Origin of the sequence: Archangium violaceum, assembly GCF_016887565.1 — a bacterium.
Taxonomy (GTDB): domain Bacteria; phylum Myxococcota; class Myxococcia; order Myxococcales; family Myxococcaceae; genus Archangium; species Archangium violaceum_B.
Genome location: NZ_CP069396.1, coordinates 11,776,237 through 11,790,963, shown reverse-complemented (window position 1 = coordinate 11,790,963; position 14,727 = coordinate 11,776,237). Strand labels below are relative to the sequence as shown.

Genomic DNA, 14,727 nt, shown 5'->3' with positions numbered 1-14,727 from the left:
ACGGCTCCAACGGCGAGCCACTCAAGAGGCGCGAAGATGAAGCGAAACCTGCAGATCACCTTCCGTGGAATGAACCCCAGCGATGCCCTCTCGGAGCACATCCGCGACAGCGCGGACAAGCTCGAGCAGTTCTTCGACGGCATCACTGGCTGCCACGTGGTGGTGGAAGAGCCGCACCGGCATCATCAGCAGGGCAAGCATTTCCACGTCCGTCTGGACCTGCACGTCCCCGGCAAGAACATCGTGGTCGACCGCGAGCATGGCGACCGCGCCGCACACGAGGACCCCTACCAGGCCGTGAACGATGCCTTCGATGCCGCGAAGCGCCAGCTGCAGCACTACGCCGACGGGCTCCGCGCCCACCGTTGAAGCACGCGTGAGGGGGGAGGGCTCCATCCGGGCCTTCCCCCTTTCGACGGGCCCGGTTACTGGAGGAGCGGGATGAGCAGCTTGTCGAGCTCCCCCTTCCTGAAGGGCTTGATGATGTGGGGGTTGGATACCCGCACCAGGAAGTCGCGGGCGCTGGGGGTGAAGGCTCCGCCCGTCATGAAGATGATCCGGCGGGCCTGCTCGGGGATGATGCGCGAGAGCTCTTCGTAGAACTGGCTCCCGGTCATCTCCTTCATCATGAGATCACACAGGATGGCGTCGTAGGGGGTGCCGTCGCGCAGATGCTCCAGCGCGGAGCGCGCATCCCCGAGGATCGTGATGTCGTGCTCCGGCTCCAGGAGCATCTTGAGGGTCTGCGCGAGCAGGGGCTCGTCGTCCACGATGAGGAGCCGTCCCCGCCGCTGGGCCGCGGAGCGCTCGGACGCAGGCGGAGACGACACCGCCGCGAGCCCGGCTGGCGCCACCGGGAGGCGGACGCGGAACACGCTGCCCCGCCCCAGCTCGCTCTCCACGGCGAGCTCGCCCCCGAGCGCCGTGACCAGTCCGTGGCTGATGGACAGGCCGAGCCCCATTCCCTTTCCCATGGGCTTGGTGGTGAAGAACGGATCGAAGACGCGACCGAGCAGCTCCCGGGGGATGCCATTGCCCGAGTCCTGCACCTCGACCACCACCGCCCCGTCCAGGGTCCGCGTGCGCAGGCGGATCTCATTGCGCTCCGCGCCGCCCTCCGGGATGGCCTGGGCCGCGTTCACCAGCAGGTTGAGGAACACCTGCCCCAGCCGGGAGCCGTCGGCGAGGATGTCCGGGACGTCCCCGTAGTCGCGCACGAGCCGGGCCCGGTGGCGGATCTCCCCCATGGCCATCTTCACCGACAGGTCGAGCACCTGCCGCACGTCGATGGGAACCAGGGGGCTCTCCTCGGAATGGGAGAAGGTGCCCAGATCCCTCACGATGCTCCGGATTCGCTCGGCTCCCGTCCGGGCATCGGTCAGGTGCTTGATGAGCATGTCCAGGGGCTCGGGCCCGAGCTCCGGCTGTCGCAGGAGCTGACGCACGACGAGCTCGATGCTGCCCATCAGGAAGCTGAGCGGATTGTTGATCTCATGGGCCACTCCCGCCGCGAGCGTCCCCACCGTGGCCAGCCGCTCGGTGAGGCTCAGGCGGAACTGCATCTGCCGCAGCTCGGTGATGTCGAGGATGGCCGTGCGGCACAGGTGTCCGTATGGCTCTCCGCCGCTGAACGGGGCGCTGTGGAGCCGCACCACGATGCGGCTCTTGCCCACCCGCAGCCCCAGCTCCGTGCTCACCGTCTCGCCCGAGAGGCACTGGCGGATGTGCTGGAGGAAGCGGCTCAAGTCCGGCGGGTCCACGAAGGGCGTGAAGGGCTGGCCCATCAAATGGGTGCGATCCCGCTGCAGCAGGGCGGCCCCGGTGAGGTTGAGCTCGCGGATGCAGGCGCGGCCATCCAGGCTCACGCAGGCCATGGGGGCGAAGTCGTAGAGGTCCACGTAGCGGCTGCGCGACTCCTCCAGCTCCTGGTGCGTCTCGCGGAGCTCGCGGTTCTGCAGCTCGAGCTCGAGCTGGTGGCGCTGCAGCTCCCTTAGCAAGCGTTTGAGCTCGTCGGGCGCCACGGGCGTGGAGTCGAGGGATTCCAGCGCCCGCGCCAACTCGGCTCGGGAAAGGCTTGCGTAGTCGGGCATGGGTGTCCCCCGGCGGGGGGCCCCAAAATGTAACACCCATAGGCAGTGGGGTCACCCACCCCACCCCCTACCGCTAGGGTTTATGTCCGACCCGTGACGTCCTCGATGGAGAGCAGGATGCGTTGCGTGCCCAGCTCCCGGCCGGAGATCCTCCGGGCGTTGAGCAGCATCCGCCGGTGGCCGAGCTGTTCGAAGTCGTGCTCCACCAGGAAGTCTCGCAGCCGGGTGTTCTCCGGGAGGACCTCCTCCAGCAGGTGGCGCAGCTGGGGGATGTTCCACTGTCCGTTGCCGAGCTGGTAGATGGGCATCCCCACGGTGTGCGCCTCCATCACCTGGAAGGATTCATAGAAGGAGCGGCTGGCGGTCACCACGCGCAGGTGGCTGTCCAGCACCAGGAACGGCTCGCGCATCGTCTCCACGAGGGCTTCCGCGTACTCCCGGGCCTGGTGGCTCTCCTCGAGGCTGTGCTTGAGCCGGTCGATGCCCAACAGCGTCATCACGGCGCCATCGAGCTTGTTGTCCAGCGTCTTGTAGGGGCGCAGCCGCAGCGAGTACCAGTGCCCGTCGCGGGCGCGCACCTCGCGCTCGAAGGGGGTGAGCTGGTCGGTGACCGCGGAGATGGCCCGCTCCAGAGCCGGCAGGTCCATGGGCAGCGGCAGCTCGCGCAGCGAGCGGCCCACGTGCGCGGAGGTGAGCCCCAGCACGCTCTCCGCCATGGGGGTGAAGCGGCGGATGCGCAGGTCGTTGCCCACGATGACGGTGGCGATCTGCGCGCTGCCGACCAGGTTGTTCAGGTCGCTGTTGAGCTGGCTGAGCTCGGCATTGCGGTTCTGCAGCTCCTCGTTGAGGGTGGTGAGCTCCTCGTTGGTGGACTGGAGCTCCTCCTTGGCCGTCTCCAGCTCCTCGTTGGTGGACTGGAGCTCCTCGTTGCTGGACTGGGACTCCTCGTGGGCGGCGCGCAGCTCCTCGGAGGCGGCCTCCTGCTCCTGCAGCAGTGTCCGCAAGTGCTCCCGGGCCATGCGCAGCTCCTCACGCAGCCGTTCCACCTCCTCGCCGGTGCTGGCGCGAGGGCTCTTCCGCCCCACCCGGGTCTTTCCCCCGCGGGAGGCGGGGACGGCCGGGGGCTCGGGGAGCTCCTCGAAGAGGACGAGGTAGTAGCGCTCCCGCGCGCCCGAGGAGGCCCACAGCAGGTCCACCTCGAGGTTGATCCGCCGCTGGCCTTCGCGGTCGCCGGACACCCGCACCTGCTCCTTGCGGACCCGGCTGGCGCCCCGCCGCACCTGATGGATGGCGGCGCGCAGCTCCAGCGCCAGGCCCTCGCGCGCCATCTTCAGGAGGTTGAGGCTCGCGGCTCCGGACTGGGGCTCGAGATAGGGGCCGGTATGCCCGCGGAAGTGGAGGATCTCCATCGCGTCGTTGATGATGACGCCCGGGGGTCCGTACTGGGCGAGGACGAGCCGGTCCGCCTCCCGCTGCGGGTCCTGCTCCAGGGGGGTGCGCTTGAGCCGGGCGCGCGTGTCCTCGTGCCGCCCGGCCACGGGCTCCTGGTAGTTGAAGGCCAGGCTCGGCCGGTGCGAGGTGGCCTTCTTCCGGTAGAGCTTGTGCCGCCGGTCCACCAGCGAGAAGAGGTCCACCGAGGCGCCCACCGTCTCGGACGTTCCCAGCAGCAGGAAGCCGCCGGGGTTGAGGGCGTAGTGGAAGATGGGCAGGACGCGCTTCTGCAGCACCGGGCCCAGGTAGATGAGGACGTTGCGGCAGCTGATGAGGTCCATCCGGGAGAAGGGCGGATCCCCCACCACGTTCTGCCGGGCGAAGATGCACAGGTCGCGCAGGGACTTGTGGACCTGATAGCCGTGCTCGGTGCGCACGAAGAAGCGGCGCAGCCGCTCGGGGGAGACGTCGGCGGCGATGGACTCGGGGTAGAGGCCGGTGCGGGCGTGGGCGAGGGCCTGCTCGCTCACGTCGGTGGCGAAGGCCTGGATGGACGTGGTGGCGGCGTTCTCGCCCAGGTACTCCAGCAGGCAGATGAGGAGGGAATAGACCTCCTCCCCGGTGGAGCAGCCCGGCACCCACAGCCGGAAGGGGAGCCCCGAGGGCCGGTTGCGGAAGAGCTCGGGGAAGACGTGCTGCTGGAGGGGCTCGAAGGCCTCCGGGTCCCGGAAGAAGCTCGTCACGTGGATGAGCAGATCCTGCCCGAGCGCCTCGCGCTCCTCGGGGTGCTTCTCCAGGTAGCGGACGTAGTCGGCGAGGGTGGACGACTGGCTCAGGTGCATCCGCTGGCCCAGGCGCCGTTGGATGGTGCTCGGCTTGTAGTGGGTGAAGTCCACCCCGGTGGTGGTGCGCAACAGGTGGAAGAGGTGGGCGAGGTCCTGCTCGGGTTCGCCGGGGGAGGAGGACGAGGGGGCGGGCCGCGCGAGGCGAGGACCGGGGGCGTGGGCGAGCTGGGCCAGCGCTCCCGCGATGCCCTCGGGGGACAGCACGTGGTCCACGACGCCAGCCTCCATGGCGCTGCGGGGCATGAGGTCGAAGCGGGCCGAGGACGGCTCCTGGGCGAAGGTGGTGCCCCCGGCGCTCCGGATGGCCCGCAGGCCGTCAGTGCCGTCCGAGCCCGTGCCGGAGAGGATGACGCCGAGGGCGCGGCCCGGCGCGGACTCCGCCAGGGAGCCCAGGAAGTCGTCGATGAGGCGGAGCTTGCCCTGGGGGCGCTGGCGGCGGCTGAGGTGCAGCGTACCCCGCGCGAGCGTCAGGCGGACGCCGGGCGGGCTGACGTAGACGTGGTCCGGCGCGAGCGCCAGCCCTTCCCGGGCCTCGAGCACGGGCATGGACGTCCTCGAGGCCAGCAGGGCGGGCAGGGCGCTCTCGTGGTCGGGCGAGAGGTGCTGGACGATGACGAAGGCCATCCCGGTGTCGGGGGGCAGGGATTCGAGCAGGAACTGGAGGGCGGGCAGTCCTCCGGCGGAGGCCCCGATGCCCACCACGGGGAAGCGCTCCACGAGCTGGGTCCGTTCCCCCGCCGCGCTCCGGCGCTTCCTGGATGGTTGTTTCTTCCTGACGGTCCTCTTCATGGCGGCCCCTGGGGGCCCCTCCTTTATCATCTGGAGGTGGAGGGCGTCCGCCGCGGGAGCAGCGCGGCCTTCACCGCTCGGAGCAGTGCATCGAGTGAGAAGGGCTTGCGGAGGAAGCCCTGGATGGGGACGTCTCCCAACACCGCGCGCTCGCACGAGGTCACCACGACCACCGCCGGAGCGGGCGACTCCCGCCGCAGGGTCTTCAACACCGTGAGGCCGTCCATCAGGGGCAGCATCAGGTCGAGCAGCACCAGCTCCGGCCGCTCCCGCGCGATCAGTTCGAGGGACTCCAGGCCGTTGCGAGCCATGCGCACGTGGTGCCCCTCGTCCTCGAGGATGTCCTCGAGAGCGGCCGCGAGGATCTCCTCATCCTCGACGATGAGGATGCGGCTCATCCGCGTCCCCGGCTCTTGCGCGGGCGGCGTTTGGGGCTCTTGTGGAGCTCCCGCACCTGCAAGCCGTGGTCGGAGATGACGAACTCGCGCAGGAAGGGGTCGTTGTCGCTGTCGCGCATCTTCAGGATGGACAGCAGGCGGCGCAGCCGGCCGTCGAGCTCCACGAGGCGCAGGAGGATGACGTTGTCGAAGGTGGCCTCCGCGCCTTGGATGGGGGAGCGCAGGTCCGGTCCGAAGAGGGTGTGGAGCTGCTCCGTCACCAGCGTGGTGAGGTGATGAGCACGCAGCGCGTTGAGGAGCGCGGACATGAAGCGGGGCGTGCGCTCGGGGTCGATGCTCTCCTTGGAGAAGGGCTCCAGCCCGTCGATGAAGAGGCGCTTGTACTCGTGCCGGGAGACATGCTCCATCAGCTCCTGGACCATGGCGTCCGGGAGCGTCTCCACGGGGGCGCGGACCTCCAGGCGCAGTAGCCCGCGCTCGACGTGAGGCGCGAGGTCGAGCCCCACGCTCTTCATCTTGCGGATCAGCGTCTCGGCGCTCTCCGCGAAGCCGAAGTACAGGCCGCGCTCGCCCCGGGCCGCGCCTTCGGCCAGGAAGCTCAACCCGAGGATCGTCTTTCCTGCTCCCGGGCTGCCGAGCAGCAGCGTGGAGGAGTGCGTGATGAGGCCCCCCTGGCACATGGCATCCACGCTGGGAATGCCGAGGCGCAGACGCACGCTGGAGTCGGGCACGGCCTTGGGCGTTGCGCGGAACACGGCCTCCCAGCGCGGATAGACGTTCACGCCGCGCTCGTCGATGAGGAAGGTGTGCTTGCCCGGGATGTTGTTGCTGCCCCGGAACTTGATGACCTCCAGGCCGCGGATGGCCTTGAGCCCGAGCAGCTCCGCGCTCAGCGCGAGGATGCCGTCGACCATGGCGTACTCGACGTCCATGGCCTTGTTCACCTCGGTGCTCAGCAGGAGCGTGGTGCAACCGGTCAGCTCGCACAGCACCGACAGGCCCTGGAGGAACTCGCGCAGCTCCAGGGGGGATTTCGCGTACGTGTGCAGCAGGGTGAAGCCATCCAGCACCAGGGCCTTGATGCGTTTCTCGCGCACCGTGCGCGTGAGCAGCTCCATCAGCCCCGACAGGCCGCTGTCCTTCAGCGTCACCGAGCCGCTGAGATAGTAGATGCGCGTGCCCACGTACTCGGACCGGAAGAACGCCAACGAGCGCAGGTGCAGCATCATGCGCGAGTGCGTCTCGGTGAGCAGGGTGACGTAGAGGGCCGCTTCACCCCGGTCGGCCGCGGAGAAGCAGAACTGGTTGCCGAGCATGGTCTTCCCCGCACCGGGCGGGCCCGCGACGATATAGATGCCGCCGCACAGCCAGCCGCCCGCGAGGATCTGATCGAGGTAGGAGGTGCCGCTGGAGATTCTCGGGATTTCGTTCTGGGGCGTCTCCTGCTTCTCCTTGCTCCCTCCCATGACCGGGTCTCCCTTCGTAGGTGCAAGCGCTATTCCCAAGGTTGTGCATCGAGAGATGGGGAGACGTCACATCCGTCGCTCTCCCGCTCGTCCCGCGGGCGGCCAGCGGAGCGGCTACCGGCACCCGCCCTGTCGCAATACCTTGTGGGCGGGCGCGGGACGGGAGAGGGGAGGAGGTGGGGCTCGCCATGAGTGACTCGGATTCGCCGGAGACACAGGCCCAGGTGTGCCACCGCTGCCTGATGCGGCTGGAGACGAGCGCGGGCGGCGTGGACCTGCCGCGCCGCATCCGCGCCACCCTCGCCCGGAGCGGGTGTGGCGAGCGCGTGCGCGTCAGCCTCACCGGGTGCCTGGGTTGGTGCCCCGTGGGGCGCGTCAGTGTTCAGCTGTTCCGCGACGGGCAGGCCTCGGATGTGGTGCTGGTCGACCCCGCGAGGGATGGCGAGGAGCTGATCGCACACCTTCCTTGCCCATCCATGGAAACGACGTAGTCCGGGTGTCCAGGGGTTTTTGCTCCTGAGGGAATTGGCTGCGTCCAGCACAGAACTTTCCTCGCCAGCAAGCGCTCGGAAGCGGATGGTTCGGTCCGTGCGCGGGAGATGAATCCTGGCGACCCTCTCGAACGTCCTTAGCTTCGGCCCCACGAGCTGTCCCGGCGTGCGGGGCAGCAGGGGCCGGTAGGAGGGCGTGTGGGCACGAACCATTCAGGCATCGGGGGCGATTCCATTTCTCGTGCGGGCAGCGGGGCTCGTCCCCCGCTCCTCTCCGCGTCTCGCTCCGAGACGTCACCCGTCAGCGTCCAGTCCGCCCTGCGCGAGGTGCGGCCGGATGATCTGGACGCCATCTTCGACGACGCGCTCTTCGGAGCGCCGGAGCTGGAGGCCGTCTCCGATGAGGCGGCTCGCGCGCCAGAGGGCCGCGCTCCCGTGGCCGTGGGAGCGGTGGACTGGTACGTGGAGCGTGGCGCGCAGGCGGCCGGTCCGTTCCGTCTGGAGCGCCTGCGCGAGCTGTGGCACCAGGGCGAGCTCGGCCCCGACACCCTCTTCTGGTGCGAGGCCTGGTCCAACTGGATACCGCTGTCCCATGTCCCCGAGCTCGTGGCCGCGCTGACCGTCGCGGGGCTGCCCACCGTGGGCGTGGACGCGAGCGTCGCCGCGGCTCCGGCTCCCTCGAAGAAGGCCGGCTCCGAGGAGAAGAAGGTGGCCTCCGCGCTGCCCTCGCTCGTCGCGGAGGAGGAGGCGTGGCTGCGCAAGATGGAGGAGGAGCGCGAGCAGGCCAGGGAGGAGGAGCGCTCGGCTCTGCTGGACGCGCCGAGTGCTCCCATCCCCACGCCCGTGCCCCAGGTCGCGCCGGTCGCGCCGGTCGCTCCGTATGCCTATCCGTACCCGGGGCTCGGAGTGCCCATGGCTCCGCCCGTCGTTCCTCCCATGATGGCCGCTCCCGTTCCCGTCGAGGCGCCCGCGCCCTCGCGGCGGGGACTGCTGCGCGTGGCCGGCGCCGTGGTGGGGTCCACGGCCGTGGGCGTCGTCGTGGGGGCGCTGTTCCTCATGCCGCGGCTCCACGGTGCTCCGGCGCCCCGGACCGAGGTCTCGCCGCCTCCCGTTGCGTCTCCCGTGGCCTCCGCGCCCGTGGTCGCCGCGGCTCCGGTGGTGCAGCAGACTGCTCCCGTGGCGCAGCAGCCCGCTCCCGTGGCTCAGCCCGTGGTGACCGCGCCCCAGCCTCCGCCCGCCGTCGTGCCGGCACCCGAGAAGCAGGAGGCGAAGGTCATCGCCGCCTCGGCGCCGTCCGCGCCCGTGGCGGCACCCGAGAAGCCGCGCAAGGTGGCCGAGGCCACTCCGGTGACGCACGAGAAGCCGCTCCCCGGCCCGCGCCTGGCCTCCGTCCGCCCGGAGGAGTCCGCGTCGGCCTCGCAGCGCCGCTCGCAGCCGCCGCCCGCGCCCGAGGCTCCCGTCTCGTCTCCGGGACACAGGGCGCTGGAGGATGACAAGGGCGCCGCTGACCCGACCGACATCGATGACTCCATCGACAAGGACTTCGAGCGGGAACTCGGCTTCTCCAAGGACTCGCCGAAGCACAAGCCGGACGACCCGCGCTCCAAGCGCACCGTCTACCTCCCGCCCGAGCCCGGCAAGGCGGTGCCCGAGTCGCTCTCCACCTCGGACATCGTGCAGGTGGTGAGCGCGCACAAGGACGCCATCCTCTCCTGCATCGAGGCGCACGAGCCTCCTCGCACCTCCGACTCGGGCAAGGATCGCTTCGTCCTGCGCTGGCGCGTCCAGACCAGCGGCTCCGCCTCCGACGTGCAGATGGAAACCGACTCCCTCAAGGGCACCCCGTTCGCCCGCTGCATGGAGGGCGCCGTGCGCTCCTGGAAGTTCCCCCAGCACCGCGTGCAGAGCAGCGAGCCCATCCGCTTCCCGTTCACCTACTGAACGGGCTCAGCGCCCCGCCAGCCGCGCCGCCTTGAGCAGCGCTTCCTCCATGGGAACGCTGCTCGCCTTTCCCTGGCCCGCGATGCCGTAGGCCGTGCCGTGGTCCGGTGACGTCCTCGGCACCGGCAGCCCGAGCGTCACGTTCACCGTCCGCTCGAAGTCCAGCGCCTTCGCCGGGATGAGCCCCTGGTCGTGGTACATCGCCAGCACCACGTCGTACGGGAAGTCCTTCACCTTCGCGAAGAGCCCGTCCGCCGCCAGCGGCCCGTGCGCGTCCACCCGCAGCTTGCGCGCCTTCTTGATGGCCGGCGTGAGGACCTCCACCTCCTCCCGCCCCAGCAGCCCTCCCTCGCCCGCATGCGGGTTGAAGCTCAGCACCCCGATGCGCGGCGCTCGGCCCACCACCGGTTTCAGGCTCCGTGACAGGAGCTGGAGCTGGCCCACCAGCCGCTCCACCGTCAGCAGCTTCGACACCTCCACCAACGGCACGTGATTCGTCGCCAGCGCTACCCGCACCCGAGGGCCGTCCATCAGCATCAGCACCTCGCGCCCGAACGCCTCCGCCAGCACCTCCGTGTGCCCCATGAAGGGGATTCCCGCACGGGAGATCTGCTCCTTCGACACCGGTGCCGTGCACAGCGCGTCCACCTTCCCCGCTCGCGCCGCTTCGATCGCCGCCTGGATGTAGCCGTATTGTGCTCGGCCTCCCGCCCTCGTGGGTTTGCCAGGCACCCGGTCCTTCTCCGCCAGCTCCGTCACCACGCACACCGTGGGTTGGGTCGGCCGGGTCAGCGTCTCGGGGGTGGCTCGCGCGTATTTTTTGAAGTGGGCGAAGCGGGCCAGCGTCGGCCCGTCCCCGAAGACCACGGGCAGCAGGGCCCGGCGTACTTGTGGCCTCGCCAGGGCTTGCTCCGTGACCTCGGGCCCTATCCCCGAGACGTCTCCCAATGAGATGCCTACGACCGGACGCTCGTTCACGCGTCTTCCCTCACCCTGACCCTCTCCCAGAGGGAGAGGGGATTGACGCGGATTCAACCTGGGTCACTCGTACCTGGGTCCTCAGATCTTCACGTCGATCGACGCCTGCTGCCTCAGCTCCTGCACGTACTGCTCCACGTACTTCTCCGTCTTCTGCATCCGCAGTCGACCTTCCAGCTCCGCCCTCACCGTCTCGAACGCCGGCACGTCCACCGCTCTCCTCTCCTCCACCTTCAACACGTGCCAGCCGAACTGCGTCCGCACCGGCTCGCTCACCTCCCCCTCCTTCAGCGCGAACGCCACCTTCTCGAACGCCGGCACCATCACCCCTCGCCTGAAGAAGCCCAGGTCTCCTCCCTCCTTCGCGCTCGGTCCCTCGCTCTTCGCCTTCGCCAGCTCCGTGAAGTCCACCCCCGGCTTGCGCGCTTCCTCCGCCAGCTTCAGCGCCTTCTGCCGCGCCGCCTCCACCTGCTGCGGCGTCGCCTTCGGATCCACCTGCACCAGGATGTGCCGCGCGTGCACCTCCGCGTCCCCGGACTCCATCTTGGTGTACTGCGTGTAGGCCGCCTTCAGGTCCTCCTCCGACACCTTCACCTTCGGGCTCACCTTCATCTGCACCAGCTTCATCCGCGACATCTGCTTGCGCAGGAAGTCCTTGTACGCCGCCAGCGTGTAGCCCTCGCCCGACAGCAGCCGCTCGAACTGCGAGTCGTCCGTGATGTTGTTCTGCCTCCTCACGTCCGCCATCGCCGCCTCGAGCTCGGCGTCCGTCGTCCCCAGGCCCAGCTCCTGGATCTGCGCCTCCATCAGCTTCTCGCCAATGAGCGTGTCCAGCGAGCTCTTCAGCACCCGCGCTCGCTCCTCGGCCCGCTTCTGCGGCTCGCGCACCGCGCTGTTCACCCGCGACAGCTCCGGCGCCGCGCGCTTCTCCACCTCGGACAGCGCGATGACGTCCTTGTTCACCACCGCCGCCACCCGGTCCACCAGCTCCGCCCGCGCCACCGCGCCGCTCAGCAGCAGCGCCGCCACCATCGTCCCCATCAGCTTCTTCATGTGCGTCCTCATCTTCGTGTCCTCGTTGGGACGACGGGTCGTCATTGCTTCGCCGTGGCCTGCGGCGCCGGCCGCTCACGGATGGCCTGCAGCGTGGCCTCGTTCACCCACACCTTCGCCTTCGCCCGGAGCTCCTGCTCGTACTTCCCCTGCGCCTCCGCCCGCCGCTGCGCCAGCAGCTTCGTCTCCACCTGGTCGCGCACCTCCGCGAACTCCAGCTTGCGCCCCGGCTTCTTCTCCAGCACCCGGAACAGGTGGTAGCCGTACTCCGTCTCCACCACGTCCGAGCTCTGCCCCACGCCCAGCTTGAACACCACCTCGTCGAAGGCCGGCGGCATCTGCCCTCGGGGGAAGAAGCCCAGGTCTCCTCCCACCTTGGCGTCCGCGCTCAGCGAGTACCGGCGCGCCAGGTCGGCGAACTTCTTGCCCGCCTTGAGCTGCGCCTGCACCCGCCGCGCCTCGTCCATCCCCTTCACGACAATCTGGGCCGCGCGCACCTGCTCGGGCTCGGCGTACTCCGCCTCGTGCGCGGCGAAGTGGGCGCGCAGCTCCTCCTCCGTCAGCGCCACGCGCGTGTACACCTGGTGGGCGAAGAGCTTCTCGATGGTGAGCCGGGCCGCCTCGCGCGTCTTCAGCTCCGCCATGGACAGCTGCCCCTGCGCCAGCACCTCGTTGAAGTTGCCCGACGGATAGTCACTCGACAGCCGCAACACGCCGCGATCCACCTCCTCGGGAGTCACGGTGATGTTGTGCGTCCGCGCCTCCTGCAGCAGCAACATGCGCGAGATGAGCGTCTCCACCAGCGCCCGCTTGTAGGGCTCCACCTCTTCCGGGGTGGGCTGCTGCGAGGACTCCGTGCCCGTGGAGGCGAGCTCCCGCCAGAGCTCCTGCTCGAACTCCGCGCGGGAGAGCACCTCGCCATTCACCGTGGCCACCACGTTGGCGTCCGGATCCTCCTGGTCCTTCTTGGTACAGCCCGCCAGCCCCACGGCGAGTGCCAGGGTGGCGAGCAGCGGGGCGGCGCGGACGAAGGCCAGGCGCATGAAGGGGCTCCTCTCGACAGTCACGGTTGCTCCACGGGAGCGGCGGGGAAGGGGGAAGGAATGGTACCGGGGGCCGGGCCGCTCGCTGGCAGCATGGGTGTGCTCACGTCCACGTGCACCCGCGACAGCGCCGCGGTGTCCAGCGCGAAACCCGAGCGGCGCTCCAGGTCGCCGAGCAGCTCCGCCCAGGCCCGGGTGCGCTTCTCCTGGGACAGGCGGCCGGAGATCTGCTGGCGCACGTCCTCGAGCTTCAGGTCCAGCGCCGACTGGTACCCGGTGAGCCTCAGCACGTGCAGCCCCGCGTCCGTCTGCACCACGCCACTGAGCGCGCCCGGGCCGCTGGCGATGAGGGCGCGCGCGGCCTCGGCCACCTCGGGCCCGAAGTCCTGGGCCAGCACCTCCAGGGCGCGGAAGCGCAGGTCTCCGTCCAACGGCTGCGTGCGGGGCTCCTCGCTGTGGGCCCGCGCCAGCCGGCCGAAGGCGGCGAAGTCCTTGGGAGGCAGGGCCTTCGCCTCGGCGAGCAGCTTCTCCGCCTTCTCGCGCGCCGCCGCCACGCGCGCCGCGTCCGCCCGGGGCGCCGCGAGGAAGACGTGCGAGAGCCGCACCTGCTCCGGCCGCACGTAGTCCTCCTTCTGGCGCTCGTAGTACGCGGCCACCTCGGCGTCGGACACGGGGGGCTGGGCCTCGTCGAGCTGTTGCCGCATCAGCCTCGACACCAGCGCCCGCTTGGTGCTGGCCACCACCTCGGGGTCGTTCTGCAGCCCGCGCGCGACGGCCTCCCGCACCAGCAGCTCGAAGCGGGCCAGGCCCTCCACGTACTCGCGCTTCTGCTCCAGCGTCTGGTAGCGCTCGCGCAGCGCGGGGCTCATCTCCCCCAGGCGCAGGCGCAGCTCCTCCGCCGTCACCCCGTCTGCCTCCCAGGAGGCCACCGGCGTGCCGCCCTCCTCACGCGTGTGGCGGAGATCCACCTGGGCGTGACCCGGCGCGGGGCCGCGCTCGCAGCCCACGAGGGCCAGCAGGGCGAGGGCAAGGGGACGAAGGGTGGGGGACATGGTGTGCGGGCCCGTGGGGTAGCACGCCAGGGAGGAGCGGACAACGGGACTGCCCCCGGGGCCTCACGGCCGGGTCGCGTGCGCGGACAGGAACGCCTCCACCAGGGGGAAGATTTCGTCCGGTGCCCGACGTCCGAGCACCAGGTCGGCATGGCCGTAGTCCTCGGCGAAGCCGTGCCCCCGCCCGGCCACCACCAGCTTCACCGGCCCACCGAGGTGCTCCTGGGCCCGTGCCACGGCCAGCGGGGGAGCGAGCAGGTCCTTGCTCCCCGCCATGAGCATCACCGGCAGGCGCACCTCGGACAGCGGCTTGCGGTAGCAGGTGCCGTCCGTCATGCAGAAGGAGTCGGTGGCGATCCAATGGGCGAACTGGCGCACCACGCCGCCATAGATGTCCGCGGGCACGTTGGCCAGGGCCTTGCGCACCACGTCCGGCTCCATGTTGGAGGCCAGCATCATGTAGCGGCTGAGCGGCCCCGGCGGCGCGCCGAACAGGGCGATGCCGGTGATTCGCCGGGTGGGAATCATCTTCAGGCGCAGCAGCGGCTCTATCCGCTGGATGAAGCGCTTGAGGCCCGGCTGCACCGCGAAGGTGAAGGGGCTGCCCATGGCCACGGCCGCCCGGACGGGCGCTTGCGGGTTTCGCGCCAGATGGCCGTACAGGGTCAGTCCTCCCTTGGAATGGCCCACCCAGAGCACTTCCTTCGCCCCCGTGGAGAGGACGGTTCGCAGGGCGCTGCGCACGTCGTGCTCGGCCTGGTCATCGAAGGAGGCCTCGCCACAGGGGCCCGCCAGCCCCCGGCCCCTCAGCTCCATCACCCACGTTTCGAAGCCCGCCCGGGCCAGGTAGCGCGCCAGGCTGTAGCGCTCGTCGAAGTCCATGTGGAAGCGGTTGGCTCCCAGGCCATGGCAGAGGACGACGGGCTCGGCGTAGCGGCGCTCGCCCCGAGGGTGGTAGCGCCCCAGGGCGATGGCCGCGCCGTCATCCGTGGGGACCCGGTACAGCTCGTCGGGCTTGAAGGGCAGGGTGAGCAGCCCCTCTCCCTCGTGGTTGACCGTCCGCGAGAAGAGATCCGCCATCTTCAGCAACCTGGGCCCGTTTCGATTCGTCACGGCTGGAATGTAATGCCCCCGGGTGCAAGAGATGTGT

General features: G+C 69.9%; 12 protein-coding genes. 3 read left to right on the top strand and 9 right to left on the bottom strand.

The window, feature by feature from the left end; translation table 11 throughout:
- Positions 1-36 precede the first annotated feature (36 nt).
- Positions 37-369 (top strand): HPF/RaiA family ribosome-associated protein, encoded by a 333-nt coding sequence (locus JRI60_RS46950; protein WP_204222599.1) that lies wholly within the window; start codon positions 37-39, stop codon positions 367-369.
- A gap of 56 nt (positions 370-425) precedes the next feature.
- On the opposite strand, the gene JRI60_RS54865 is transcribed toward JRI60_RS46950, so the two are convergent.
- The 4 genes from JRI60_RS54865 to JRI60_RS46930 form a co-directional block, all read right to left on the bottom strand.
- Positions 426-2,090, bottom strand: coding sequence for a hybrid sensor histidine kinase/response regulator (locus tag JRI60_RS54865; RefSeq protein ID WP_204222598.1), 1,665 nt, complete (start codon positions 2,088-2,090; stop codon positions 426-428).
- Between the two features lie 80 nt (positions 2,091-2,170).
- Positions 2,171-5,155, bottom strand: coding sequence for a chemotaxis protein CheB (locus tag JRI60_RS46940; RefSeq protein WP_204222597.1), 2,985 nt, complete (start codon positions 5,153-5,155; stop codon positions 2,171-2,173).
- Between the two features lie 26 nt (positions 5,156-5,181).
- Complete coding sequence (locus JRI60_RS46935; protein ID WP_204222596.1) at positions 5,182-5,553, bottom strand: response regulator; 372 nt, start codon at positions 5,551-5,553, stop codon at positions 5,182-5,184.
- Positions 5,550-7,019: an ATPase domain-containing protein gene (locus tag JRI60_RS46930; protein ID WP_204222595.1), complete on the bottom strand. Its 1,470-nt coding sequence runs from the start codon at positions 7,017-7,019 to the stop codon at positions 5,550-5,552. Before JRI60_RS46930 ends, JRI60_RS46935 begins: the two co-directional genes overlap by 4 nt.
- Before the next feature lie 188 nt (positions 7,020-7,207).
- Between JRI60_RS46930 and JRI60_RS46925 the strand changes: the two genes are divergently transcribed.
- Together JRI60_RS46925 and JRI60_RS46920 are read left to right on the top strand one after the other, a co-directional pair.
- Positions 7,208-7,510, top strand: coding sequence for a hypothetical protein (locus tag JRI60_RS46925; RefSeq protein ID WP_204222594.1), 303 nt, complete (start codon positions 7,208-7,210; stop codon positions 7,508-7,510).
- Between the two features lie 198 nt (positions 7,511-7,708).
- Positions 7,709-9,451 carry a GYF domain-containing protein gene (locus JRI60_RS46920; RefSeq protein ID WP_204222593.1) on the top strand — a complete coding sequence of 581 codons (1,743 nt, stop codon included), beginning with the start codon at positions 7,709-7,711 and terminating at the stop codon, positions 9,449-9,451.
- 6 nt (positions 9,452-9,457) lie between these two features.
- Here the strand turns inward: JRI60_RS46920 and pdxA are convergent, their stop codons facing one another.
- The 5 genes from pdxA to JRI60_RS46895 all read right to left on the bottom strand — a co-directional run bounded on the left by pdxA (position 9,458) and on the right by JRI60_RS46895 (position 14,657).
- Positions 9,458-10,429: a 4-hydroxythreonine-4-phosphate dehydrogenase PdxA gene (gene pdxA, locus JRI60_RS46915; protein ID WP_204222592.1), complete on the bottom strand. Its 972-nt coding sequence runs from the start codon at positions 10,427-10,429 to the stop codon at positions 9,458-9,460.
- Positions 10,430-10,510: 81 nt separating this feature from the next.
- Positions 10,511-11,482 carry a peptidylprolyl isomerase gene (locus tag JRI60_RS46910; RefSeq protein ID WP_204222591.1) on the bottom strand — a complete coding sequence of 324 codons (972 nt, stop codon included), beginning with the start codon at positions 11,480-11,482 and terminating at the stop codon, positions 10,511-10,513.
- A 41-nt stretch (positions 11,483-11,523) separates the two neighbouring features.
- Complete coding sequence (locus JRI60_RS46905; RefSeq protein WP_204229397.1) at positions 11,524-12,525, bottom strand: peptidylprolyl isomerase; 1,002 nt, start codon at positions 12,523-12,525, stop codon at positions 11,524-11,526.
- 20 nt (positions 12,526-12,545) lie between these two features.
- A complete protein-coding gene (locus JRI60_RS46900; protein ID WP_204222590.1) occupies positions 12,546-13,577 on the bottom strand; it encodes a peptidylprolyl isomerase in 1,032 nt (343 codons plus the stop codon).
- 63 nt (positions 13,578-13,640) lie between these two features.
- On the bottom strand, positions 13,641-14,657 hold the full coding sequence (locus tag JRI60_RS46895) for an alpha/beta hydrolase (protein ID WP_204229396.1): 1,017 nt from the start codon (positions 14,655-14,657) through the stop codon (positions 13,641-13,643).
- Positions 14,658-14,727: the final 70 nt, after the last annotated feature.